This is a genomic window from Phyllobacterium calauticae, from assembly GCF_019991125.1.
Taxonomy (GTDB): domain Bacteria; phylum Pseudomonadota; class Alphaproteobacteria; order Rhizobiales; family Rhizobiaceae; genus Phyllobacterium; species Phyllobacterium calauticae.
Map to the genome: position 1 here is coordinate 93,108 of NZ_JAGENB010000001.1, position 22,330 is coordinate 115,437.

A 22,330-nucleotide genomic window follows, 5' to 3' on the forward strand; every position below is an offset into this window, starting at 1 on the left:
ATTCATGATTTCTGACGGCAGTTTCCGGCTGGACGGCAAGCTTGCGCTTGTCACCGGCGCATCCCGCGGCATCGGTTATTTCCTTGCCAAAGACCTGGCAGCGCGCGGTGCGCATGTGATTGCCGTCGCCCGCACGGTGGGCGGGCTGGAAGAGCTGGACGACGAAATCAAGGCTGCGGGCGGCACGGCGACGCTGGTGCCGCTCGACCTGACCGACATGCCTGCCATCGACCGGCTCGGCGGTTCCATCCATGAGCGCTGGGGCAGGCTCGACATTCTCGTCGCCAATGCCGGTATCCTTGGCACGATTTCACCGATCGGCCATGTCGAGGCAAAAGTCTTCGACAAGCTGATGAACATCAATGTCACCAGCGTCTGGCGGCTGATCCGCAGCACCGACCCGCTGCTGAAGCTTTCCGAGGCGGGCCGTGCGGTGCTGCTGTCGTCAGGCGTTGCCCACTCCGCCCGCGCCTATTGGGGCCCCTATGCGGCATCCAAGGCCGCTGTCGAGGTGATGGGCCGCAGCTGGGCCGAGGAAGCGCGCCAGACAAAACTGCGCATCAATTCGGTCAATCCCGGCGCGACACGCACCGCCATGCGGGCGCAGGCCGTACCGGGCGAAGACCCGGACACACTGCCGACTGCGGCGGAGGTGGCCGCCAAGATCGCGCTCATCCTCGATCCGAGGATCGACGCCACGGGCAAGCTCTACGACGTGCGCGCCGGCAAGCTGCTGGGCTACAACGACCCGAGCTAGATCGTACATTCATCATGGTGCGTGGTTCGACAAGCTCACCATGAGGGATGGAGCAGGCTGTAGGGCGCTGTATTCTGCGACGTTTGTGGTTGACCTTGCACCGACCACTTCCCTCATGGTGAGCTTGTCGAACCACGCACAGACGGATCTGCAACTGATCATCCGGCGAGGCGGATAATTGTTGCGCCGGATTTGTGCGTTGCCAGCGCATTGGCGCGCCAGGCCTTCGGGCTCATGCCGGTGACCCGCAAAAACTCGCGGTTGAAATTGGACTTGGTCTGAAACCCGGCATCGAACATGATGCCGGTGACCGCACGATCCGTATCCGCCAGCAGGCGGCAGGCCTCCCTCACCCTGTAATCATTGACATAGTGCGAGACGCTCATCGCCTTGACCCGGTTGACGGCTATCGACACCTGCCGGGCCGGCAGGCCCATCTTGCGCGCCAGGCGGTTGAGATTGAGATCGACATCCCGGTAGAGTTCCCGCGCCTGCATCAGCCGATCGAGCGCGGCGGCTATTTCCGTGTCTTCGGCGCTGGGCAGCACCGGAGAAGCGCCCTCTTCCGCGACGGATTCGTCCCGTTCCTCCGGGCGGCTTGTTCCCGCGACCGTGGCCGCGCTCCCGAGGACGAGCAGGGCGAGGACATTGCCGATGGCAACGATGCGGGCGGAATGGCTGCCGCCAGATGCTGCAAAATCCCAGCTGATGACGATGTCGGTCAGCGCGGAACTGGAAATGGCAAAGGCGGTCACCTGCAATGCCCGGTAGGCGCTGATGACACCGTCCAATCGGGATGAACCCAACGCATCCGGCCCGTTCCAGGCGAGACGGCAGAGTGCCAGTCCGTAACCAGCAAACACCAGGATGATGGCCAGCGAAACCGGCGCAGGCCAGAAGGCGATGAGGCCGATCACCGCAAGCGTCGGCAACAGGTGCAGCAAGAGCCATGGACGCTGCGCCGGCGGCAGCTCACTGCGCAGGCCTTCGAAGCTCAGCCATGCCAGCGTGGCGATGATGACGGCGAGTACAGCCTGGACCGGCAGGACCTCCAGCACATCGTAGCCCCAGCGCACCCCGATCACCACCGATTGCAGCGCATAGACCGACACCAGGGCGAGGAAAAACGGATTCCTGTCAGTGCCGTCGCTTCGCCGGATCATCTGGACGAGAAGAACGACAAGCAGGACGGCAACGACAAAAGGCAATGGAACAAACAGCATGGAACCTGCGACCGGCACGAGTGGACGAGGCCCACTATGTCCTGAAACACGATCGCGGACGACCTGAATTGTGATCAAGGTCGAATTTCAGCGGAAAGCGCCCTCCTCTGGTTGCCATGCCAACCCACAGGAGCCCATCATGCTGAGCCTCATCACCGCCATTCTGCTTCTCTTCGGAACCGTAACCCCCAGCGCCGCCGACCAGATCAAGCCGCCGCTCGATATCGGTGCGGTCAACAGCGTCGCCATAACGGGGGAAGCCAGCCGCATCGTGTTCACCGCAGGCGATGGCACGCCCTATCAGGCCCGCATCACCGCCACACGGTCCGGCTGGTTCTCCGGCTGGTATTCGAGCTGGTTCGCCGATCAATGCGCCACCCGCACCACCATGGAGGTCAGGGAACGGACGCTGCGCATCCACGTGGTCAATGCGCCGCTGCTCAGCCTTTCCGACTGCGAGGTGCTGATCCGCGCCAGCCTGCCTGCCGACAGCGATGTCAGCATTGAACAGGCGGCACTGCAGGCCCGGCTGACCGGTGACTATGGCGCCGTGCGCATCAAGGGCCATGCGGCGGATTTTGCGCTGGATGGGCACGCGGCGAGCCTCGACATTTCAGGTGACGCCGTGCGCAGCGACCTGCGCTTTGCCCGCGTCAGCAACAACGAGATCATCCGGCTCGATTCCCGCGCGCTCGATGCCTCCTTCACCTTCGGCAAGGACGTTCCCATCAGCTACGCCGTGGATGCCAAGGCATCCCTCGTCGACAGCAAGCGTGACAGCACACCCGGTGCCAAACCCGCGATCAGCATCAAAAGCGACTATGCCCGCGTGACGATCCGCTGATCCCCACCTCTCGAAACAAGGAACATTATCATGAAATTCTCGACTGTATTTTGTGCTGCCGCTGTTTCGACACTGGCAATGCTGTCAATGGCCAACGCCGACGTGAATGTCGGCGTGCAACAAATCCTTGCGCCTTCGAAAGAACGCGGAGCCAATCTCGATGTGACGGTTTGGTATCCGGCACAGGGCGGCGGTGAACAGACTCTTCTTGGCGACAACCGGTTTTTCGCGGGAACGACAGCTTCGCGCAATGCACCAATTATCAATGGCAAGCATCCGGTCATCCTGCTTTCACACGGTACTGGCGGATATGCGCCTGCCTTGGGCTGGATCGCGGTGCCATTGGCCAAGGCTGGTTACATCGTTGCGGCTCCCAATCATCCAGGCAGTACCGGTGAAGATTTATCAGCGGCGGAAACTTTCAAGATGTGGCTCAGGCCTGCGGATTTAACCGCCACTCTGGACGCCATTGAGAATGTATCTTCCCTGAAAGACGACATCGATACCAATAGAGTCGGTGCTATCGGCTTTTCCTTGGGAGGCTCCACTGTTTTTGCAGTTGCAGGCGGCCGGATGAACCCTCAACTGCTGGCCTCCTATTGTGATACGAGTTCGCGCAATCCCTATATGTGCGGGTGGGTCAAGCAAAGCGGCGTTGATCTTCACGCGATGAATTTAGAGCTTGCAGGACGCAACAACATAGATGCGCGCGTTCATGCGATTGTCGCCGTCGATCCCGGACCTTCTGACGTTTTCACACGCGAAAGCATCGCCAACATCTCAATCCCCGTTGATATTATCAGTCTCGGGCGACCTGAAGACAGTCTTCCGACTTTGGACGCTTCTGAGATTGCCGGAACCATCAAGGGTGCACGCCACGACAGAATAGAACGGGCAGTACATGAAAGCATGGTTGCCGAATGCAAGACTGGCGCATCGGAAGCGCTCAAGCGCGAGAAATTACCGCCCCTGTGCGACGATGGAGATGGGAACTCCCGCAGCGCCATTCACGCGCAGCTGATCGATATGATCACAGAGGCGTTCGACCGGACGCTCAAAGCGCAATAGATGCGCTGCCGCACAGAGCTTATGCAGCTCCCTCAGACGGTGCAGACTCTGAAACGGCAGCGGCGGCGGCATCCGCCGCCTCGTGCCGCTTCCACGCGCGGGCGCTGAACGGCAGGCTCAGGAAGAAGCCGACGGTCGTCAGCGTCAGCGTCTGCCACGTATAGCTCATCAGGAATGCCACATAGACCACGATGAACAGGAAGCTCGGCATCACCCAGTCGGAGCGGAGTTTTGTTCCGGCTGCCTTGCCGCTGAACACCGGCAGGCGGCTGATCATCAGGATCGCCACGCAGACGGTATAGGCGGCGCCGGCAAAGGCCAGTGGCCGCGTCGGCGCGAGGCCGAGAAAACCGAGATAGACCGGCAGCATCACCAGCATCGCCCCCGCCGGGGCGGGAACGCCGGTGAAAAAATTGCCCTGCCACGCCGGTTTGCCGATGACATCGAGCATCACATTGAAGCGGGCCAACCGCAGGCAGCAGGCAATGCAGTAGAGCAGCGCGGCGATCCAGCCGAAAGAACGGGCCTGATCCAGCATGTAGGCATAGAGCACCAGCGCGGGCGCCACGCCGAAATTGACGATATCGGCAAGCGAATCCATCTGCGCGCCGAATTTTGTCGAGCCCTTCATCATGCGGGCGATGCGCCCGTCAATGCCATCGAGGAACGCGGCGAGAAGGACCATCGATACCGCCAGCTCGAAGCGGTTCTCGAAGGCCAGCCGGATACCGGTCAAACCGGCGCAGATGGCCAGAACCGTGATCACATTGGGCACGAGATAGCGCATGGGGATGCGCGAACCCGTGGGTTCCTGCACCTGCGGCTTTTCATCGAACAGCGGATCGGTCTCGGGTTCGTTCATGCCGCGCGCCTCAGCTGATACGGACCAGCGGGGCGCTGGGCTCGCCGCCGAATTCCGCCAGCACGCTCTCGCCGCCAACGGCCGTCTGGCCGACGGCAACGCGCGGTGCAAAACCTTCCGGCAGGTAGACGTCAACGCGCGAGCCGAAACGGATCAGGCCAAAGCGTTCGCCAATGGAAATGGAATTGTTTTCATCGACCCAGCAGACAATGCGGCGTGCCACCAGACCGGCAATCTGCACCACGGCAACCCGGCCATTGGGGCTGTCGATCACCAGGCCGTTGCGCTCGTTCTCGGCGCTTGCCTTGTCGAGTTCCGCATTGAGGAACTTGCCCGGCTTGTGGACAATGGTGGTGATGCGGCCACGCACGGGTGCACGGTTGATATGGCAGGAAAACACGTTCATGAACACGGAAATGCGGGTCATCTCACGGTCGCCGAGGTTGAGCTCGCGCGGCGGCACGGCAGGCCCGACGGCCGATACTATGCCATCGGCCGGGCTGATCACCAGCCGGTCGTCGGTCGGGGTGACGCGCTGCGGATCGCGATAGAAATAGATGCACCAGGCGGTGAGGATGAGGCCGATCCAGAACAGCGGTTCCCAGAAATAACCGAGAACCACGGTCACGCCGGCAAAACCGGCGATGAACGGATAACCTTCCCGATGGATGGGGACCAGAGTGTTGCGGATGGAATCGACAAGGCTCATTGCTTTGTTCCTGACAGCGCCGGGTGTTCGCCGGGCAGCATACACGCCGCGCCGGAATTTCGCGTTACTTATCGGAGATTGGCAGCGGGGGCAAACCTTTCAACCCGGCTTGCACCGGTCATCAGCAGAATTCTTCAGTGGCGGACTTTTGCTGGCTGCGACTTTTCACGGCTCGACGGCGACGTCGAGCGCAGGTTTGCCCCGGACAACCACGCCGAGATCGTCTTCCTCGCGCACCTTGCGCAGGCGTTCTTCGGCCTCGGTTGCCTCGCGCTGGCGGTTCCACATGGAGGCATAGAGGCCATTTTCGGCCAGAAGCGCCGCGTGCCTGCCGCGTTCGGCAATCACGCCATCCTTGAGCACGATGATCTCGTCGGCGCCGATGATCGTCGACAGGCGGTGGGCGATCACCAGCGTGGTGCGGTCGCGGCTGACCAGATCGAGCGACGCCTGGATTTCATGTTCGGTCGCGCTGTCGAGCGCCGAGGTGGCCTCGTCGAGGATCAGGATCGGCGGCGCCTTCAAAATGGTGCGGGCAATGGCAACGCGCTGCTTTTCGCCGCCGGAGAGTTTCAGGCCGCGCTCGCCGACCATGGCATTGTAGCCTTCCGGCAGGCTCTGGATGAAACTGCCGATCTGGGCAAGCTCGGCCGCGTTGCGCACTTCCTCTTCCGTTGCCGTGATGCGACCATAGCGGACGTTGTAGGCGATGGTATCGTTGAACAGCACCGTATCCTGCGGCACCATGCCGATCACCGCGCGCAGGCTTTCCTGCGTCACGTCGCGGATATCCTGGCCGTCAATGCTGATCGAACCGCCCTGGATATCGTAGAAGCGGTAAAGCAGGCGCGACAGGGTGGATTTGCCGGCACCCGACGGACCGACAATGGCGACAGTCTTGCCGGCGGGAACCTCGAAGCTCACCCCCTTGAGGATCGGACGCTTGGGATCGTAGGCGAACTTCACATTGTCAAAGCGCACGGCGCCGCGCTCGATCACCAGCGGCCTGGCATCGGGCTTGTCGGTCACCTCCTGCTCGACATCGAGAAGGTCGAACATCTGTTCGATATCGGTCAGGCCCTGCCGCACTTCGCGGTAGATGAAGCCGATGAAATTGAGCGGAATGGAAAGCTGCATGAGCATGGCATTGATGAAGACGAAATCGCCGAGGGTCTGCGTGCCGGCCAGCACTTCCCTGCCCGACATGATCATCATGACCGCCATGCCGATGCCGAAAATCACCGACTGGCCGAAATTCAGCCAGCCGAGCGACGTCCAGATGCGGGTCGCCGAAATCTCGTAGCGCGCCATGGCCGCATCGAAGCGGCTGGCCTCCATCTGTTCATTGCCGAAATATTTGACCGTCTCGAAGTTCAGGAGCGAGTCGATGGCCTTGGTGTTGGCGTCCGTGTCGGAATCGTTCATGTCGCGGCGGATGCTGATCCGCCAGTCGCTGGCACGGATGGTGAACCAGGTGTAGAGCCAGACCGTCGCCACGACCACGGCGAGATAGGACAGGCCATAGGCAAACGCGAAAATCACGGCGGTCAGCAGGAATTCGATGATCGTCGGCGCGGTGTTGAGGATGGTGAAGCGGACGATGGTTTCAATGCCCTTGGTGCCGCGCTCGATGATGCGCGACAAACCGCCGGTGCGCCGCTCGACATGGAAGCGCAGGGACAGGTTGTGCATGTGCACGAATGTCCGGTAGGCAAGCTTGCGCACGGCATATTGCCCGACACTGGCAAACAGCGCATCGCGCAGCTGGTTCAAGCCTGCCTGAATGATGCGCGCGGCATTGTAGGCGGCCACCAGCATCAGCGGGCCGACGAGAATGAGCGGCAAGAGATCGGACGGCACGAACTTGCCGTTCAAGGCATTGGTTGCCCATTTGAAGAAATAGGGCACCAGAATGAGGATGACCTTGGAAATCAGCAGGTAGAACGAGGCCCAGACGACCCGCATCTTCAGGTCGGGACGTTCATCCGGCCACATATAGGTCCAAAGATTGCGGATGGTCTGCAGCGTTTTGCCAGACTCGGCGGAGACAGTTTTTTCAGCCACGGCTATTCCTTGATGGCCGCAGCGGCTACCCGCGCTGCCGGCACAATGGTATCGGGCGGACAGCAGAGATTGGCCATATCGCCGACAAGGGCGGCGACATCGGCAAAGGCGTCCGGATTGATGCTGTAATGGGAACTCTGACCGGACTGGCGGTAATTCACCAGACCGGCATCGACCAGTATTTTCAGATGCTGCGATACGGTCGACTGCGCCAGATCAAGCGTTGCGACAATATCCTTGCAGCAGGAGGCGTTCAGCCCGGCCAGCTGCCGGACAATGCGCAGGCGCGCGGGATGGGCGAGCGCGGTGAGAATCCGCGCCGTTTCCGCATCTGACATCGCCTGTTGAAATCGGTTGCTGCATTTCATCGTTCATCGGCGATAAACGATATAATTTTCCAATGCAAGGGTTAAAGCGGGTCATCCATGCCATGCGGGTGCGGTTTTGGAGCATATCCAACGCTTAAGCTTCAGAAAAAGCCGTCGAGAAACGCCGCCGTCCGATCCGAGATTCCGACGATCTTGTCGGTTGCCTGGCGGTAGAACTTGAAGTTGAGTTCCGTACCGGGCTCACCATCTTTCCAGTCGGTCAGATGCTTGAGTTCCCGCCTGCCGAGCGGACGCGTGGCACGGGCATTGCGCCGGATCACAACGCTGACACGCGGCGTTTGCCTGATGACGCCGCTCTTCCTGGCGACGGCTTCGGCTGAGATGACGACACCGCGTGCAACAAGCCCCTGCCCGCCCTCGTTCTCGCTGGCGAAGAGAAAGACCGTGTCACCAGCGGCGATATGCTTGCCGCCATACATGGTCTTCTGCGCGGTGAATGCGAACATTTCCGCCTGCGGATCGCGAATCTCGGCTTTGATCGCGAATGCCACCCGTCCGTCCTCCGCTATTGCGGCGCCGGCTTGTCCTTTTCCGGCAATGAAAAGACCTGTCCGGGGAAAATCCTGTTCGGGTTCTGGATCTGCTCCTTGTTGGCCAGATAGATCGTCGTATAGCGCACACCCGCACCATAGGTCCGGCGCGAAATCGTCCACAGATTGTCGCCGCGCCGGATGATGACCGAACCATCGACATTGCGAAGCGGCTTGGCCGTATCGGCGCCCGACGCCTGTTCACTGCCGGCAGCCGGGGCTGCTTCGGTCGAAGCCTGCGGCGTTGCGGCCGGTGCGGGCGTTGCGGATGGTGCGACGGCCGACACGCGCTGGCCTGCCTCGCGCTTGAACGGCACGGCGGCGCGGGCAATGACGGTCACGCCGTCCTTTTCCACCATGTCCGCACGGATGATATAGTCGCCCACGGGCAGGTCGCGGGTTGTCTGCACGAGAAAGTGGCCGTCGGCGCCCGTCTTGGTCGAGCCGATGAGATTGTCATTGGCATAGACCTTGACCGTGTAGCCGGCATCGGCAATGCCGGCGATGAACAGTTTGCTGCCTTCGATCTCCACCGCTTCGACAACGATGCGGGCCTTGGCGACGGGCTGCTTGGCCGGCTTGTCGCCGGTGGGAGCCGCTGCGGCCGCCGGCTGGTTGGAAGCAGCCTGACCTGCCGGAGCTTCCGGCACGGTGATCAGCCGGCTCGGCTGGCCGGATTGTTCGACAAGCGCCAGGACCTGCCCCGATTTGGTTTCGGGGATGGAGACGATGGCGGTTTCCAGCGATGTCATGGCGCTGCCATCGGGTGCCGTCGAGCGCAGGACCAGCTGGTAATCGCCGGGCTTCAGGGGATCATCGAGGACGATGACGAAGTCGCCATTGGGCGAAGCCTTGGTGGTTCCAAGAATATCGCCGCGGGCCAGAAGGTCCACCTTGGCATTGTTGGCAGCCTTGCCCGCCAGAACGATCGTTCCCTTGGGGTCAACGCGCAGCACATCGAAGGTTGGAGCACCCGGCTTGCCCTCGGCCGCTTCAACCTGCGGCGTCGTCGTGCCTGCGGCTGGCGCGGCAGCCGGTGCCGTCGTGTCGGTCGAAGGTGCAGCTTGCGGCTGTTCGGCCGGTTTTGCGGCGGGCGTTTGCGCGGCTGGCGCAGGTGCGTTTCCGCTCGCCGTTACGGCCGACGTATTGGAAGTCGGCTTACCCGGAACAAACCCCAGATAGGCAGCAGCCAGCCCCACGGCGACAACAACGCCAAACCCCAATAGTGCAAACTTGTTCTTGACCATCGATCCCCAACCCTTTTGTTCTTTTGCTCTAGTGGTCCGATTCTGACATTTGCCCCCCATTGATACAAGCCAAATAAGCAAATGTCAGAATCAAAGGACCACTAGCAAGTCTATGATTCTAGTGGAACTTTGAATTTGACATTCGCATGTTGCAGATGATGTCAAACGGAATGCGAATGTCAAATTCGTTCCACTAGCGCCTTTTGTGCTCTGCCACAAGAAAACCGTTTAGATTCAGCCTCATTCTTTGTGATTATTCTACCAGATTCGCAATTCGAGGCTTTTGTCGCATCCGCAGCGGCTTGACGTTTCACCGCACAGAAGGCACCACTTTTCAAATGAGCAAGATTCAATCCATCTGCGTTTACTGCGGCTCGTCTCCGGGCCGCGATCCGATTTACAAACAGAGCGGCAGGATGCTGGGCAAATCCATTGCCGAAAACGGGCTTGAGCTGGTCTACGGCGGCGGCACGAAGGGCATCATGGGCGCCGTTGCCGATGGTGTCATGTCGGCGGGCGGCAAGGTCACCGGCATCATTCCGAAGTTCCTGATGAACAAGGAAGCCACCGAGCATGCGCTCGGCCAGCTGTCGGAACTGGTCGTCACCGAGGACATGCACGAGCGCAAGCACAAGATGTTCGAGCGCTCCGACGCCTTCGTCACCCTGCCCGGCGGCATCGGCACGGTGGAAGAGATCGTCGAGATCATGACCTGGGCGCAGCTCGGGCGCCACCGCAAGCCGATGGTGTTCGCCAACATCAACGGGTTCTGGAATCCGATGCTTGCCCTCATCGATCACATGAAGGCGGAAGGCTTCGTGCATACGTCACATTTGGTCAATCCGCTTGTGGTAGAACGCCCGGAAGATATCGTTCCGGCGATCCTCAAAGCAGCCGCAAGAGGCGACCGGGACGGCGACGAAGCGATCATCGAACGGCTGTAGAAGCAAAGGAGCGGGGATTTCATGGTTCAAACGCTGAGCTTAGATCCCGCCCCCGACGCCAAGCTTCTCCCCCAGGACGACTTTGTCATATCCTACCGGTTCGGCAGCGATGGCGCCTTGCTGTCCGAACCCGCCGCCGTATCGGACAAGGCATGGACCTGGAAAAGTTATGCGCTGGCCGATGCGCGCGCCCGGCGCAGCCTCGAAGCGGACAAGAGCCTGCCGGACAGCGTGCGCGAAGCCTTTCTCTCCTCCGGCGATCAATGCCAGATCAGCTTCGAAGACGGCTGGCTGTTCGGTGAACTGCCGGATCTGCAGCACGAGCACTATGGCGATCCGCGCGAGCTCGGCTATTTCCGCTTTGCCTTCGACAGGAACCTGTTCATCAGCGGCCGCCGGCACCCGCTGCAATCGGTGGATGACGTACGCCAGTCCATCAATCGCGGCAAGATCAGGCCGGCCGCGCCGATCGCACTGTTCAACGCGATATTCCGGCGCTTTCTCGACCTGCTCAAGGCCGAGATCAACCGGCTTTCGGAAACGCTCGATTCCATCGAGGACCACATCGTCAGCGAAAAATGGCAGGGCGAGCGCGAACGGCTGGTGCCTGTGCGCCGCCAGATCGTGGTGTTTCACCGCTATCTCACGGCTGCGACCAGCCTGTTCCGCCATATCGACCATGCGGACCGGCGCGCCCTGCCCGAAGATCTGGACGATCTGATCGAAGGCCTGTCGATCCGCGCGGCAACGCTGCATGCGGAAGGCGAACAGCTGCAGCAGCGCGCAAGGCTGCTGCAGGACGAACTGCTGGCCAAGATGACCGATCAGTCCAACCGTTTTCTCTACGTGCTCTCCGTCATGACCGCCGTGCTGTTGCCGAGCAACGTCATCACCGGGCTGTTCGGCATGAACACGCCGGGCCTGCCCTTCGCCAACAGCGCGCATGGCTTCTGGGTGGTGGCGCTGCTCGCCGTGATCATTTCGGCCATGGTCTACCTGGTCGTCCGCAGGATCGGCGGATCAGGGCGTTAGAGCCTTCGCCTTGCGCGATTCATGCAGCATCGACCAGGTGTAGATCGCCAGCGCCGCCCAGATCAGCGCGAAGGCAATGAACTGGCTGTTGGAGAATGGCTCCTTGAACACGAAGATGGCGCACAGGAACACGATGGTCGGCGCGAGATACTGCATCAGGCCGATGGTGGTATAGCGCAGGAGTTTTGCGCCAAAAGCGTAGAGAATAAGCGGAATGGCCGTGGCCGGACCGGCAAACAGGAGAAGGCCGATATCATGGCTGCCGCCATTGACGAAATGGCTCGTGCCCTGTGCCACGGTCCAGGCAATGAAGCCAAGCGAAGGAATGGACAGGATCAGCACTTCCAGCATGAAGCCTTGCGTCGGGCCGATGGGCAAGGTCTTGCGGAAGAAGCCATAGAAACCGAAGCTGAAGGCGAGAACCAGCGAAATCCACGGCAGGCCGCCGGATGAAATGGTCAGGAGCACAACCGCGCAGGCCGCAAGGCCGACCGCCACCATCTGCGGGCGCGTCAGCTTTTCCGACAGGAAAATACTGCCGAGCACCACGTTCACCAGCGGATTGATGTAATAGCCGAGCGCCGTGTCGATGGCGTGCCCGGCGCCGATGGCCCAGACATAGGTGCCCCAGTTGATGGTGATCAGCGTCGCCGTCAAGGTGGCCATGGCCAGCATGCGCGGCGTTGTCAGCGCGGTTCTCAGATCGTCGAAACGGCCCAGCCACCACAGCACGGCACCGGCAATGGGAACCGACCAGACGATGCGGTGCGCCACCACTTCCAGCGCCGGCATGTAAGCCACGGCTTTCAGATAGAACGGCAGGATGCCCCACAGCAGATAGGCGGAAAGCGCAAAGATAAAGCCTTTCCTGCCGTCGGACATTCCCGGCCCTGCTTCAGCTGCGATTGCTCCAGCCCCAAGGCCGCTTTGATTGATCTGTTCACTCATGCGGCGATGCTCTACGACCACCGGCCGGAAACGTCTATCGAATTCGGCTGATCATCCCATCAACGCCCTTGATGATTTGGAATCAATTTCATCCAAAAATCGAAAAAACCGGCTCACTCGGCAGCGATTTTGCCCGCGAGATCGCGATTTTTCATCAATTTATAGACGATTGAGTCCATCAGCGCCTGAAACGACGCATCGATGATATTGTCGGAAACGCCCACCGTCCACCAGCGCACATTGCTGGAATCCGTCGATTCGACCAGAACCCGGGTGATGGCTTCCGTGCCGCCATTGAGGATACGCACCTTGAAATCCGCCAGCACCAGATCGTCGATCTCGTGCTGGTAGCGCCCCATGTCCTTGCGCAAGGCCAGATCGAGCGCATTGACCGGGCCATGCCCTTCCGCCACGGACATGCGCTGCTCGCCATCAACCTCGACGCGGACCACGGCTTCGGAAACGGTCTTGATATTGCCATTGGCATCGAAGCGGCGTTCGACCATGCAGCGGAAGGATTCGACCTTGAAGAATTCCGGCACCGTACCGAGCGTGCGGCGGGCTAGCAGCTCGAAACTGGCATCGGCGCCCTCATAGGCATAACCTTCAGCCTCGTGCTCCTTGACCAGCGCGATCAGCGTATCGAGGCGCGGATCGTTTTTTGCAACGGGAATGCCGCGCCGCTCCAGCTCATTGATAAAGTTGGATTTTCCACCCTGATCGGACACCATGACCTTGCGGCGGTTACCGACAGTCTCCGGCGGTATGTGTTCGTAGGTCGCGGGTTCCTTGATCAGCGCGGAGGCGTGAATGCCCGCCTTGGTGGCGAAAGCCGAAGCGCCGACAAAGGCGCCCTGCGCATTGGGCGCGCGGTTGAGCAGTTCATCGAAACTGCGCGACAGGCGCGACAGGCCCTTGAGCTTTTCGGCGCTGATGCCGGTTTCGAAGCGGTCCGACCAGGCGGGCTTGAGCGCCAGCGTCGGGATGATCGTGATCAGATTGGCATTACCGCAACGCTCGCCGATGCCATTGAGCGTGCCCTGGATATGACGCACGCCCGCATCGACGGCAGCGAGCGAATTGGCAACCGCCTGCTCTGTGTCGTTGTGGGCATGAATGCCGAGGTGGTCGCCGGGTATGGCTTTGGTGACGGCGCGGACGATCGCGCCAACTTCATTCGGCTGCGTGCCGCCATTGGTATCGCACAGCACCACCCAGCGCGCCCCGGCCTCATAGGCGGTTTTGGCGCAGGCCATGGCATAGTCCGGGTTGGCCTTGTAGCCGTCGAAAAAATGCTCGCAATCAACGATGGCTTCCTTGCCCGCCGCGACCGCCGCCCGGACGGAGGTATCGATGGATTCGAGGTTCTCCTCGTTGGTACAGCCGAGCGCGACACGGACATGGTAGTCCCAGCTCTTGCCGACAAAACAGACGACATCGGCCGAAGAGCGGATCAGCGCCGCCAGCCCCGGATCGTTGGACACGGAGACACCGGCGCGCTTGGTCATGCCGAAAGCGGCAAACTTTGCCCGCTTGGTCCGCTTTTCCGCAAGGAAGGCCGTGTCGGTCGGATTGGCGCCGGGATAGCCGCCCTCGACATAGTCGAGGCCGAACTCATCGAGCATATCGGCAATGACCTTCTTGTCCTCGACCGAAAAATCGATGCCCGGCGTCTGCTGCCCGTCGCGCAACGTCGTGTCGAAGAGATAAACGCGTTCTTTTGTCACTTGCCCGCCTCCCCCAGCGGCCCCAGCGGCCATGCATCCGTATCATGATCGGGATGCTGGTTGGAAACCATTGTTTTCAGGAATTCGATCGATTCCGGATCGCCATCGGACCTGTGGCCTGGCAACCGGCTGAGATCATCGACATAGGGCAGCTTGTCCTCGATACCCCATTGCACAATCGGCGCCAGTTCCTCCGGGTGGTCGAAGGCGCCGATGGCCAGCGCGACGCCGTCGGGCGCCTCGTAGGTCAGGGGCGTGCCGCAAGCGGCGCAGAAGCCGCGCTGGACGTGATTGGACGAGCGGAAGCGTTTTGGCGCGCCGCGCGTCCACTCCAGGTGCGCCGTCCTGGTGGAAACCAGCGGCGCATAGAAATTGCCGAAAGCCTTCTGGCACATGCGGCAATGACAGATGGAGGTATCGGTCAGCGCACCTTCAACGCGGAACCGCACCGCGCCGCACTGACAGCCGCCGCTATAGACGGGCCTGTTATCAAGACTCATGGCTGTCACTCCCCTTCAGCGCAACACGGACAATGTGCTGACACACGCCCTCGATATCCCGCAAGACATCGTCATTCCAGAAACGCAGGACGACCCAGCCATCGGCTTCCAGCCGGTGGGTTCTGCCCAGATCATAGATCAAATGATCATCTTCAGCATGCTGCGCGCCATCAAGCTCAACAATCACACGATGTGAAGGACAAGCAAAATCAACGATGTAACCGGCAACGGGCATCTGCCTTTTAAAGCTTAGCCCCATCAGCCGGTGCGCACGAACCGCATTCCAGAGCTTCAGTTCCGCATCCGTCAATGCCCGGCGCATTGCCTTGGCATTGCTCCGAATTTTGCGGGGAACAGGTGTATGTGACGGCATGGTACTCACCCCCCTCTGTCCTGCCGGACATCTCCCCCACAAGGGGGGAGATCACATCGACATCGGTGTTTACCCACAATGTTCAAACTCTCAGATTGTACGACGGCAGCCATGAAAGCTGATCTCCCCCCTTTTGGGGGAGATGTCCGGCAGGACAGAGGGGGGTGAAACAGCGCCAATGTCACCGCTTCACCTCCCAGGTTGTCACGCGCTCACCGGTCTGCGGGTCCTTGCCGTCCTTCAGCTGAATGCCCTGTTCCAACAGCTCATTGCGGATGCGATCAGCCTCGGCAAAGCTTTTCGCCGCAAGCAGAGACAACCGCTCGTTGATCTTGGCATCGAGCTCCACCTTGAAAGCGTCGGACAGGCTGGCGGCCGTTTGTCCCGCCACATCAACACCGAGCAGGGCAAATGCCGCGTGGTAATCCGACGGGCTGACCGAGCCGGACTTGCGGATCGATGCCAGCCAGTTGATCAGGCTTGGCGTCGCCAGATCGTCCGACAGGATGGTGATCGCATCATCCGGGATCGTGCCGACAGGCGCATCGCCGACATATTCGCGCGCCTTGAGCAGGATGTTCTCCGCTTCCTCAAGCCGCTTGACGGTGAAATCAATAGGCTCGCGGTAATTGGTCATCAGCATGGCCAGACGCAGCACCGCGCCCGGCCACTTGCGCTCACCAAAGACTGTCGTTTGCAGCAGCTCGTTGATCGTGAAGAAATTACCGGCGCTCTTGGCCATTTTCTGGCCTTCGACCTGCAGGAAACCGTTGTGCATCCAGATATTGGCCATGCGCTCGGTCCCCAGCGCGCAGCACGACTGGGCGATCTCGTTCTCATGGTGCGGGAACACCAGATCGATGCCGCCGGCATGGATATCAAAGACGTTCTTCATCGGATCGTCGCAGGCAAGCCCGCCGCCGAAGGGCTCGAGCAGCTTGGCCATCGCCATGGCGGAGCACTCGATGTGCCAGCCGGGGCGGCCAAGCCCTTCGATGCCCGCCGGCGACGGCCAGCCCGGTTCATCCACCTTCGACGGCTTCCACAGGACAAAGTCCATCTCGTCGCGCTTGTAGGACGCCACGTCAACGCGGGCGCCGGCGAGCATGTCATCGGACGAGCGGCGGGCGAGCAGCCCGTAGCGCGGGCCCTTGCGGGCATTCATCGCGGAGGGCGAAAACAGCACATGGCCGTCGGCAACGTAGGCGACGCCCCGCTCGACGAGCCGGTCGATCATTGCGACCATTTCCCGGATGTAATCCGTGGCGCGCGGCTGGTCCGACGGCTCGAGATTGCCCAGCGCCTTCACATCGGCCTGAAACTGCGCATTGGTCTTGTCGGTGACAATCCGGATCGCCTCGTTGAGCGGCAGGCCGGGATAATCGCGCGCCGCACGGGCGTTGATCTTGTCATCCACGTCGGTGATGTTGCGCACATAGGTCACCTGCGCCTCGCCATGGAGATGACGCAGCAGCCGGAACAGAACGTCAAAGACGATCACCGGGCGGGCATTGCCGATATGGGCATAGTCGTAGACGGTCGGACCGCAGACATACATGCGCACGTTTTTCGGATCGATCGGCACGAAGTCTTCCTTCGTGCGGGTGAGCGTGTTGTAGAGGCTCAGGGTCTGCGGCATGTCTTTGATCTCAAATTCGGGTTGCAACGGTAAAAACGCATATCACGGCGCTGGTCTGGCGACCGGTGCGTTTCACATCTTTGGAGCGAATTTTGAGACGAAAACGGCCGGGGCCAGCGAAGCGCTAGCTGATAATAATCCGACAGGTAATAATCGTTACGGACGACGTTTTCATGATTGCATTTATGATTGAGCCGGGGCGCAAGGTCAAGCGCAACTTGCCAGCGGCCGGGTGTGGCAAATTTATCGGGTTTGAACTGGTTAATTCAAATTAACCGGAAAGCCCAAAATCCTCCCGGAATGTGCCTTTTTTCCGGCGGAATTGACCGGGATTCCTGCACCCCAGAACAGAGGGGAATTGTCCCCGCGACACAGGACCGGACCCATGACCAACACTTCCGTAGCGGCCAAAGCCCGCGACACCGTTTTCGCCGATCATCTGGCCGCACAATACCGTGCGATTGGCCCGGCTGCCGTTCAGGCCGCCGTTTTGACCAAGCCGCGCCAGCGGCCGCTGCTGATCGTTTCAACCGTGCAGGAAACGGACTAACAGACTGAGGGCGATCCCGGCCATGACAAGGCCGATCAGGACGTCCAGGACACGCCATGCGGCCGGCTTGGCAAAAACCGGCTGCAGCAGTCTAGCGCCATAGCCGAGACCAAAAAACCAGACGAACGAGGCGACCGCAGCTCCGGCGCCATAGGCCGCGCGGTTGGCGCCTTCAAAACGCGCCGACAGGCCGCCCAGCAGAACCACCGTATCCAGATAGACATGCGGATTGAGGAAGGTCAGCGCCAGAACCGTGGCAATGGCCGCCTGCAGCGAGCCCCCGCCCGAGCGCGCCGCCTGCATGGCCTCCGGCTTGAGCGCCCGGCGAAACGCCACCGATGCATACCAGAACAGGAACGCCGCGCCGCCAAGCGTGACCATAGAAATCAGCTTGGGGGACTGGGCAATCAGCGTGCCGAGACCGGCAACACCGGCGGTGATCAGCAGCGCATCGGACAGCGCACAGATCAGGGACAGGATGAAAACATGCTCCTGCAAAAGCCCCTGGCGCAGAATGAAGGCATTCTGCGCGCCGATGGCGATGATCAACGAGGCACCGAGAAGGAAACCGGACAAAGCGGCGGAAAACATGGGAAAATCCTGAAATCTGAATGGGAGGCTCGGATGGACGGTCAGAACAGCTTCATCTGATCGTCGGACTCGGGCGGCTTCTGCCGCAGCGGTTTTTTGACCTCAAAAGCCCCTTCGACCACCCGTTCCTGAATGTCCGGGCCCATATTGGCAACCTTGTTGACCTTGTCGGACACCGGTATCGCCTCGAAAAAGTCCGGCTGGGCCGGTTTCAGCAGATCGGCGACATGGCGCGGCTCCTGGGTCTTGCAGTCGAGCCAGCGGCTGAAATCCTTGGGTTCGATGACGACGGGCATGCGGTCATGGATGGGGCGCAGCGTTTCATTGGCGCTGGTGGTCAGGATCGCGCCCGTGTCCATTTCCGAGCCTTCCGCATTGGCCCATGGCTCATACAGGCCGGCAAAGGCGATGACGCCGCCGTGTTTCGGACGGATCCAGAAGGCCTGCGACTTGTTCTTGCCGTCGCGGCGCCATTCGTAAAAGCCCGAAGCGGGAATGAGCGCACGGCGATGCCGCATGGCTGTTTTGAACGATGCCTTGTCGATGGCGGTTTCCGAACGGGCATTGATCATCAGCGGATAATCGGCGGTGTCCTTGACCCAGCCGGGAATGAACCCCCAGCGCACCAGCAGCGCCCGCCGGTCGGGGCGGTTGCTGCCGGGCGGCGGCGTTTCGCCCGAGACGATCATCAGCACCGGCTGTGTCGGCGCGATATTGTAGCGGGCCGGAAAGGCTTCGACATCCATCAGCCCCATCAGGGCTTCGATCTCTTCCGGGGTTCCGAGGAGGGCAAAACGTCCGCACATGCAATGAGAGCCTATTTGAATTGGAGTGGCGATCATCCGGTTTTTCGATGCCGGGTCAAGGTGGAGTTTGCGGGATGTTGCACGATGCTCTTGTCAAAGCCCCAGCCGCGACATACCCCTGACATATGGCACAGATTCCGCTTTCCCCCGATGTTGACGGCGTTTCAGCCGTCTGTATCCGCAACGAGGCTTTCCTCCTGGTGGAGCGCGGGCGCGAACCCGCCAAGGGCTGGCTGGCCTTCCCCGGCGGGCGGCGCGAAGAGGGAGAAGCGCCTGATACCGCCGCCATCCGCGAACTGTTCGAAGAAACCGGCATCCGCGCGACGGAGGTGTCCTATCTCGACACGGTTGTCTTCGATTATTCGACCCCGGAATTCCCCGCCCCCCGGCCCTATCGCCTCGCGGTTTTCCTGGCGCATGATCCCCGGGGCGAGGCCATTGCCGCCGACGACGCGGCGGCGGTCCACTGGCTGAAAGTCGAGGAAATGGCCGGCTTCGATGTCACCGCCAGCGTGCTCGACATGGCCCACGCTCTGGCGCGAACCTTCAAAAGTTGAGGGTATTGCCGCATTGCGCCTTGAAGACGCCTTGCTTTCCGGCCACAACCGTCTGCAGGGGATTCCACCGCCACAGGGTCAAGACGTGCGCCGCAGAGCATTGATATCAGCATTTCTGTTGGCGATCGTCAGCGCGGGTCCCGCCCACGCGGTGGACCCGTTGTATGAAACAAAGCTGATCCGGCTGGCGGAAATTCTCGGCTCCATTCATTCGCTGCGCAACATCTGCGGCGAAAAAAGCAGCCAGTGGCGCGACCGGATGGATTCGCTGCTGGCGGCGGAGAATCCGGACCCTGCCCGCCGGGCACGGCTGGTGGCCAGTTTCAACCGCGGCTACCGGACGTTTACCGAGACCTATACGGCGTGCACGAGCCAGGCGATTGCGGCGATTGACCGCTACCAGACCGAAGGAGAAAGGCTTTCTTCGGAGATCATATCGGGCTATGGAAATTAACCAGGCTTTAACTGTTGAAGCCAAAGGACCGCATTTTAAGCAAAACGTATGGTATTGTTTAGCGGCAGTTTAAGAATTGGCTTCGGCCAAGGATGGTATAATCATGAACATGACATCGGCGGACCTCGATAAGTTGGTTGCAGAAGAAAAAAAGCTGGTTGCGATCGAATATCAGAATGAAGTCTGGGCAGATGGCACTCTTGAAGGTATCGAGCCCGAGATCATGGCCGAAGCTGCATTTGCGACCGCGCTGACCGAATTGATCAGGGATAACGGCGAAGTGTCCGCGCTGGCCTTGCTCGAGGTGCTGCGCGAACGTATTTCTGCGGGTGAATTCTCTTCGAATCGCGTCCTGCAATAATTCAACGACCGGGTGATCCTGCATGCTCGACAAGCTCGCTTCCGCTTCCGTGATCGCCAGAACAGGTTTTCTAGCGGCAGTCCTTTGCGCCTGCGCTGTTCCTGCCTATGCCGCTGCACTGGACAAGCCCGTGCAGCTGGCGCTCAGCGAGATCAAGAAGGAAGAATTGCCGAAGGCCGCTGAAACGGCTCCGGCAAAGCCGGACGAGAAGGCACCGGCCGCTCCGCCTGCCGCTTCCGAAACCAAACCCGCCACGACAACACCGGAAAAGCCGGCCGCCCCTGCCGCAGCGCAGGAAAAGAAGGCGCCCGAGGCACCCGCTGCCAAGGAAAACGATGCGGCTGGTGCGCCGCGCAGCAATCCGGCCCTGCCGAACGTGCCGGAAGGCTCCCCGCCGCCGCACGTGGAATACGACGTCACCAAACTGCCCTTCCCGGTGCAGAAAATGCGCGAGCTTATCATTGCCGCAGCCAAGACCGGTTCGCTGGAATCCCTGCGGCCGCTGATCGGCTCGGGCGACGACATGACGATGCTGTCGCTCGCCGATACCGACGGCGACCCGATTGCCTATCTGAAGAGCCTTGCCGGCGACACGGATGGGCAGGAAATCCTCGCCATCGCCATCGATATCCTCAATTCAGGCTACGTCCATCTGGATGCCGGAACGCCTGATGAGCTCTACGTCTGGCCGTATTTCTTCGCCTACCCGCTCGACAAGCTCGATGCCAAGCAGCGCGTGGAGCTCTTCCAGATCGTCACCGCCGGGGATTATGACGAGATGAAGCAGTTCGGCACCTATGTGTTCTACCGCCTCGGCATTACGCCGAAGGGCCGCTGGCGCTTCTTCGTCAACGGCGACTAAACCGGACCATTGGCGAAATAGCGCGTGGGCGTGACCCCGAACACGCGCCGGAACATGGCAATGAATGCGCTGATATTGTTGTAACCGACATCAAGCGCGACTGATGTGACCGCCTGCCCCGCTGCCAGCAATTCCAGTGCCCGCATCAGCCGGGCGCGCTGGCGCCATTCGGTAAAGGTGAAACCCGTTTCAACCACGAATTTGCGCGTCATCGTCCGGGCGGGAATACCCGCCCAGTCGGCCCAATCCTCGGCTTTTCGCTCGTCGAGCAGATTGCCGGTAAAGGCATGGGCGATACGCACCAGCCGCGCATCCGCCGGCATCGGCAGCCCGAGATCCTCATGCGGCAGGCTGGCGATCTCATCGAGAATGACGCGCGCAATCCGCTCCTGTCCCTGATCAAGCACCTCGCCCTTCCAGCCAGCCGCCCGACTGACCGCCTCGCGCAGCAGTCCGGAACTGCGCAGGGTGCAGGGAATGGCGGGGAGCATCGCGCATTCCGGCTCCGCCACGTAGACACTCCAGCCGAAATAGGCCCCATGCGACTGCAGCGAATGCTTGTGATGCGGCGGTATCCACACCGCGTGGATGGCGGGAACGACCCATTGCCCCGCTTCCGTTCCAATCGTCAACAGACCGGTGCTCGCCCCCAGCAACTGGCCACGCGCATGGGCGTGGACAGCAACGAACCGTGGAACACTCCTCTCCTGCTTGCCCGCAATGATGATCGGGCCATCGGACGACATGGCTTGTTCCGGGGTGATGAAATAGCTCATTTTGGCCTCAACGCCGTATTCATTGGCACGGATACGATAGCAGCGCCAATGTGTCGTGGCTAGTTTGCGCGCATGATTTTTTGCCAAGGAGACGACGATGCGTGCCCAGGACATTTTGCCCGACAATATCAACCAGGTAGAGGTCAACGACGTTGCCGTGCGCAAGGGGACGGTCGGCGCCTTCCTCATCAACGCACGGCTCTGGCTGAAACCTGGCGCAACCGCCGAGGAGCGGGAGGTGACCGAACAGGACATTCTCGATGCGCTGCCCGCACTGGTTGCATTGGGTCTGTTTGACTTCTTATCGATCCGCGATCCCAAACTCAGGGAATTCGTCGCCATGCACCTGTAGGAGACAACGATGCTCATTGATCTCAAGGAATTTCCGCTTGTCTATCTGCGTGCCGACCAGGACAGCAGCGCAAGCACCGCATCCTTGTGCCGCAGGCTTTTCCGCTCGGCTGAAAAACAATCCGAAAAATTTGCGGGGCATGTCACATCCGGCCTTTCCATCTCG

The 22,330-nt window shown here is 60.7% G+C and carries 26 protein-coding genes; 11 read left to right on the top strand and 15 right to left on the bottom strand.

Features of this window, described 5'->3' with window-relative positions; all coding sequences use genetic code 11:
• The first annotated feature begins 4 nt into the window (after nucleotides 1-4).
• Nucleotides 5-757 (top strand): SDR family NAD(P)-dependent oxidoreductase, encoded by a 753-nt coding sequence (locus J1W56_RS00600; protein WP_223611252.1) that lies wholly within the window; start codon nucleotides 5-7, stop codon nucleotides 755-757.
• Between the two features lie 158 nt (nucleotides 758-915).
• Here J1W56_RS00600 and J1W56_RS00605 read toward each other — a convergent pair whose 3' ends face one another.
• On the bottom strand, nucleotides 916-1,980 hold the full coding sequence (locus J1W56_RS00605) for a helix-turn-helix domain-containing protein (protein ID WP_223611253.1): 1,065 nt from the start codon (nucleotides 1,978-1,980) through the stop codon (nucleotides 916-918).
• 139 nt (nucleotides 1,981-2,119) lie between these two features.
• On the opposite strand from J1W56_RS00605, the gene J1W56_RS00610 reads away from it, so the two are divergent.
• Entirely contained in the window at nucleotides 2,120-2,824 is a 705-nt protein-coding gene (locus tag J1W56_RS00610) for a hypothetical protein (RefSeq protein ID WP_223611254.1), read from the top strand.
• A 30-nt stretch (nucleotides 2,825-2,854) separates the two neighbouring features.
• Nucleotides 2,855-3,892 carry an alpha/beta hydrolase family protein gene (locus tag J1W56_RS00615; RefSeq protein ID WP_223611255.1) on the top strand — a complete coding sequence of 346 codons (1,038 nt, stop codon included), beginning with the start codon at nucleotides 2,855-2,857 and terminating at the stop codon, nucleotides 3,890-3,892.
• A 19-nt stretch (nucleotides 3,893-3,911) separates the two neighbouring features.
• Here the strand turns inward: J1W56_RS00615 and pssA are convergent, their stop codons facing one another.
• The 6 genes from pssA to J1W56_RS00645 form a co-directional block, all read right to left on the bottom strand.
• Nucleotides 3,912-4,679 (bottom strand): CDP-diacylglycerol--serine O-phosphatidyltransferase, encoded by a 768-nt coding sequence (pssA, locus tag J1W56_RS00620; RefSeq protein WP_223612361.1) that lies wholly within the window; start codon nucleotides 4,677-4,679, stop codon nucleotides 3,912-3,914.
• Nucleotides 4,680-4,764: 85 nt separating this feature from the next.
• Nucleotides 4,765-5,463 (bottom strand): phosphatidylserine decarboxylase, encoded by a 699-nt coding sequence (locus tag J1W56_RS00625; protein ID WP_226904550.1) that lies wholly within the window; start codon nucleotides 5,461-5,463, stop codon nucleotides 4,765-4,767.
• Nucleotides 5,464-5,628: 165 nt separating this feature from the next.
• Nucleotides 5,629-7,527 (bottom strand): ABCB family ABC transporter ATP-binding protein/permease, encoded by a 1,899-nt coding sequence (locus J1W56_RS00630; RefSeq protein WP_374042754.1) that lies wholly within the window; start codon nucleotides 7,525-7,527, stop codon nucleotides 5,629-5,631.
• Nucleotides 7,528-7,529: 2 nt separating this feature from the next.
• Nucleotides 7,530-7,865: an ArsR/SmtB family transcription factor gene (locus J1W56_RS00635; RefSeq protein ID WP_223611257.1), complete on the bottom strand. Its 336-nt coding sequence runs from the start codon at nucleotides 7,863-7,865 to the stop codon at nucleotides 7,530-7,532.
• A gap of 131 nt (nucleotides 7,866-7,996) precedes the next feature.
• Nucleotides 7,997-8,407 carry a hypothetical protein gene (locus tag J1W56_RS00640; RefSeq protein ID WP_223611258.1) on the bottom strand — a complete coding sequence of 137 codons (411 nt, stop codon included), beginning with the start codon at nucleotides 8,405-8,407 and terminating at the stop codon, nucleotides 7,997-7,999.
• Nucleotides 8,408-8,421: 14 nt separating this feature from the next.
• Nucleotides 8,422-9,693, bottom strand: a complete 1,272-nt coding sequence (locus J1W56_RS00645; RefSeq protein WP_223611259.1) for a LysM peptidoglycan-binding domain-containing protein — start codon at nucleotides 9,691-9,693, stop codon at nucleotides 8,422-8,424.
• A gap of 338 nt (nucleotides 9,694-10,031) precedes the next feature.
• Between J1W56_RS00645 and J1W56_RS00650 the strand changes: the two genes are divergently transcribed.
• Both J1W56_RS00650 and J1W56_RS00655 read left to right on the top strand, forming a co-directional pair.
• Nucleotides 10,032-10,637 carry an LOG family protein gene (locus J1W56_RS00650; protein WP_223611260.1) on the top strand — a complete coding sequence of 202 codons (606 nt, stop codon included), beginning with the start codon at nucleotides 10,032-10,034 and terminating at the stop codon, nucleotides 10,635-10,637.
• 21 nt (nucleotides 10,638-10,658) lie between these two features.
• Nucleotides 10,659-11,669, top strand: a complete 1,011-nt coding sequence (locus tag J1W56_RS00655) for a CorA family divalent cation transporter (RefSeq protein ID WP_223611261.1) — start codon at nucleotides 10,659-10,661, stop codon at nucleotides 11,667-11,669.
• On the opposite strand, the gene rarD is transcribed toward J1W56_RS00655, so the two are convergent.
• The 5 genes from rarD to cysS form a co-directional block, all read right to left on the bottom strand.
• Nucleotides 11,658-12,617, bottom strand: coding sequence for an EamA family transporter RarD (rarD, locus tag J1W56_RS00660; RefSeq protein WP_374042755.1), 960 nt, complete (start codon nucleotides 12,615-12,617; stop codon nucleotides 11,658-11,660). The two genes, J1W56_RS00655 and rarD, sit on opposite strands and share 12 nt — an antisense overlap.
• A gap of 113 nt (nucleotides 12,618-12,730) precedes the next feature.
• Nucleotides 12,731-14,344, bottom strand: a complete 1,614-nt coding sequence (cimA, locus tag J1W56_RS00665) for a citramalate synthase (protein ID WP_223611262.1) — start codon at nucleotides 14,342-14,344, stop codon at nucleotides 12,731-12,733.
• Nucleotides 14,341-14,844: a GFA family protein gene (locus tag J1W56_RS00670; protein WP_223611263.1), complete on the bottom strand. Its 504-nt coding sequence runs from the start codon at nucleotides 14,842-14,844 to the stop codon at nucleotides 14,341-14,343. The genes cimA and J1W56_RS00670 overlap by 4 nt, the downstream gene beginning before the upstream one ends.
• The gene (locus tag J1W56_RS00675) at nucleotides 14,834-15,217 is read right to left on the bottom strand and encodes an endonuclease domain-containing protein (RefSeq protein WP_223612364.1); all 384 of its coding nucleotides are present in this window, start codon (nucleotides 15,215-15,217) and stop codon (nucleotides 14,834-14,836) included. The genes J1W56_RS00670 and J1W56_RS00675 overlap by 11 nt, the downstream gene beginning before the upstream one ends.
• A gap of 181 nt (nucleotides 15,218-15,398) precedes the next feature.
• Nucleotides 15,399-16,856 (bottom strand): cysteine--tRNA ligase, encoded by a 1,458-nt coding sequence (cysS, locus tag J1W56_RS00680; protein WP_223611264.1) that lies wholly within the window; start codon nucleotides 16,854-16,856, stop codon nucleotides 15,399-15,401.
• 385 nt (nucleotides 16,857-17,241) lie between these two features.
• Here cysS and J1W56_RS00685 point away from each other — a divergent pair, with 385 nt between their 5' ends.
• A complete protein-coding gene (locus tag J1W56_RS00685; RefSeq protein WP_223611265.1) occupies nucleotides 17,242-17,406 on the top strand; it encodes a hypothetical protein in 165 nt (54 codons plus the stop codon).
• On the opposite strand, the gene J1W56_RS00690 is transcribed toward J1W56_RS00685, so the two are convergent.
• Nucleotides 17,383-17,997 (bottom strand): LysE/ArgO family amino acid transporter, encoded by a 615-nt coding sequence (locus J1W56_RS00690; RefSeq protein WP_223611266.1) that lies wholly within the window; start codon nucleotides 17,995-17,997, stop codon nucleotides 17,383-17,385. The genes J1W56_RS00685 and J1W56_RS00690 overlap by 24 nt on opposite strands.
• A 41-nt stretch (nucleotides 17,998-18,038) precedes the next feature.
• The gene (locus J1W56_RS00695) at nucleotides 18,039-18,803 is read right to left on the bottom strand and encodes an SOS response-associated peptidase (RefSeq protein WP_223611267.1); all 765 of its coding nucleotides are present in this window, start codon (nucleotides 18,801-18,803) and stop codon (nucleotides 18,039-18,041) included.
• 125 nt (nucleotides 18,804-18,928) lie between these two features.
• On the opposite strand from J1W56_RS00695, the gene J1W56_RS00700 reads away from it, so the two are divergent.
• The 4 genes from J1W56_RS00700 (at nucleotide 18,929) to J1W56_RS00715 (ending at nucleotide 21,037) form a co-directional block, all read left to right on the top strand.
• Entirely contained in the window at nucleotides 18,929-19,360 is a 432-nt protein-coding gene (locus J1W56_RS00700) for an NUDIX hydrolase (RefSeq protein ID WP_223611268.1), read from the top strand.
• 31 nt (nucleotides 19,361-19,391) lie between these two features.
• The gene (locus J1W56_RS00705) at nucleotides 19,392-19,814 is read left to right on the top strand and encodes a TIGR02301 family protein (protein ID WP_374042756.1); all 423 of its coding nucleotides are present in this window, start codon (nucleotides 19,392-19,394) and stop codon (nucleotides 19,812-19,814) included.
• 103 nt (nucleotides 19,815-19,917) lie between these two features.
• Nucleotides 19,918-20,175, top strand: coding sequence for a hypothetical protein (locus tag J1W56_RS00710; RefSeq protein WP_105736147.1), 258 nt, complete (start codon nucleotides 19,918-19,920; stop codon nucleotides 20,173-20,175).
• A 22-nt stretch (nucleotides 20,176-20,197) separates the two neighbouring features.
• Entirely contained in the window at nucleotides 20,198-21,037 is an 840-nt protein-coding gene (locus J1W56_RS00715; RefSeq protein ID WP_223611269.1) for a hypothetical protein, read from the top strand.
• Here the strand turns inward: J1W56_RS00715 and J1W56_RS00720 are convergent.
• Complete coding sequence (locus tag J1W56_RS00720) at nucleotides 21,034-21,813, bottom strand: AraC family transcriptional regulator (protein WP_223611270.1); 780 nt, start codon at nucleotides 21,811-21,813, stop codon at nucleotides 21,034-21,036. The two genes, J1W56_RS00715 and J1W56_RS00720, sit on opposite strands and share 4 nt — an antisense overlap.
• Before the next feature lie 97 nt (nucleotides 21,814-21,910).
• On the opposite strand from J1W56_RS00720, the gene J1W56_RS00725 reads away from it, so the two are divergent.
• Entirely contained in the window at nucleotides 21,911-22,165 is a 255-nt protein-coding gene (locus J1W56_RS00725; protein WP_223611271.1) for a hypothetical protein, read from the top strand.
• The last annotated feature ends 165 nt before the right edge of the window (nucleotides 22,166-22,330 follow it).

Bases quoted from the DNA above. Each gene is read 5' to 3' on its own strand.
- J1W56_RS00600 (WP_223611252.1), top strand. From the start codon at position 5: ATGATTTCTGACGGCAGTTTCCGGCTGGACGGCAAGCTTGCGCTTGTC.
- J1W56_RS00605 (WP_223611253.1), bottom strand. From the start codon at position 1,980: ATGCTGTTTGTTCCATTGCCTTTTGTCGTTGCCGTCCTGCTTGTCGTT.
- J1W56_RS00610 (WP_223611254.1), top strand. From the start codon at position 2,120: ATGCTGAGCCTCATCACCGCCATTCTGCTTCTCTTCGGAACCGTAACC.
- J1W56_RS00615 (WP_223611255.1), top strand. From the start codon at position 2,855: ATGAAATTCTCGACTGTATTTTGTGCTGCCGCTGTTTCGACACTGGCA.
- pssA (WP_223612361.1), bottom strand. From the start codon at position 4,679: ATGCGCTATCTCGTGCCCAATGTGATCACGGTTCTGGCCATCTGCGCC.
- J1W56_RS00625 (WP_226904550.1), bottom strand. From the start codon at position 5,463: ATGAGCCTTGTCGATTCCATCCGCAACACTCTGGTCCCCATCCATCGG.
- J1W56_RS00635 (WP_223611257.1), bottom strand. From the start codon at position 7,865: ATGTCAGATGCGGAAACGGCGCGGATTCTCACCGCGCTCGCCCATCCC.
- J1W56_RS00645 (WP_223611259.1), bottom strand. From the start codon at position 9,693: ATGGTCAAGAACAAGTTTGCACTATTGGGGTTTGGCGTTGTTGTCGCC.
- J1W56_RS00650 (WP_223611260.1), top strand. From the start codon at position 10,032: ATGAGCAAGATTCAATCCATCTGCGTTTACTGCGGCTCGTCTCCGGGC.
- J1W56_RS00655 (WP_223611261.1), top strand. From the start codon at position 10,659: ATGGTTCAAACGCTGAGCTTAGATCCCGCCCCCGACGCCAAGCTTCTC.
- rarD (WP_374042755.1), bottom strand. From the start codon at position 12,617: ATGAGTGAACAGATCAATCAAAGCGGCCTTGGGGCTGGAGCAATCGCA.
- J1W56_RS00670 (WP_223611263.1), bottom strand. From the start codon at position 14,844: ATGAGTCTTGATAACAGGCCCGTCTATAGCGGCGGCTGTCAGTGCGGC.
- J1W56_RS00675 (WP_223612364.1), bottom strand. From the start codon at position 15,217: ATGCCGTCACATACACCTGTTCCCCGCAAAATTCGGAGCAATGCCAAG.
- cysS (WP_223611264.1), bottom strand. From the start codon at position 16,856: ATGCCGCAGACCCTGAGCCTCTACAACACGCTCACCCGCACGAAGGAA.
- J1W56_RS00685 (WP_223611265.1), top strand. From the start codon at position 17,242: ATGACCAACACTTCCGTAGCGGCCAAAGCCCGCGACACCGTTTTCGCC.
- J1W56_RS00690 (WP_223611266.1), bottom strand. From the start codon at position 17,997: ATGTTTTCCGCCGCTTTGTCCGGTTTCCTTCTCGGTGCCTCGTTGATC.
- J1W56_RS00695 (WP_223611267.1), bottom strand. From the start codon at position 18,803: ATGTGCGGACGTTTTGCCCTCCTCGGAACCCCGGAAGAGATCGAAGCC.
- J1W56_RS00700 (WP_223611268.1), top strand. From the start codon at position 18,929: ATGGCACAGATTCCGCTTTCCCCCGATGTTGACGGCGTTTCAGCCGTC.
- J1W56_RS00710 (WP_105736147.1), top strand. From the start codon at position 19,918: ATGAACATGACATCGGCGGACCTCGATAAGTTGGTTGCAGAAGAAAAA.
- J1W56_RS00715 (WP_223611269.1), top strand. From the start codon at position 20,198: ATGCTCGACAAGCTCGCTTCCGCTTCCGTGATCGCCAGAACAGGTTTT.
- J1W56_RS00720 (WP_223611270.1), bottom strand. From the start codon at position 21,813: ATGAGCTATTTCATCACCCCGGAACAAGCCATGTCGTCCGATGGCCCG.
- J1W56_RS00725 (WP_223611271.1), top strand. From the start codon at position 21,911: ATGCGTGCCCAGGACATTTTGCCCGACAATATCAACCAGGTAGAGGTC.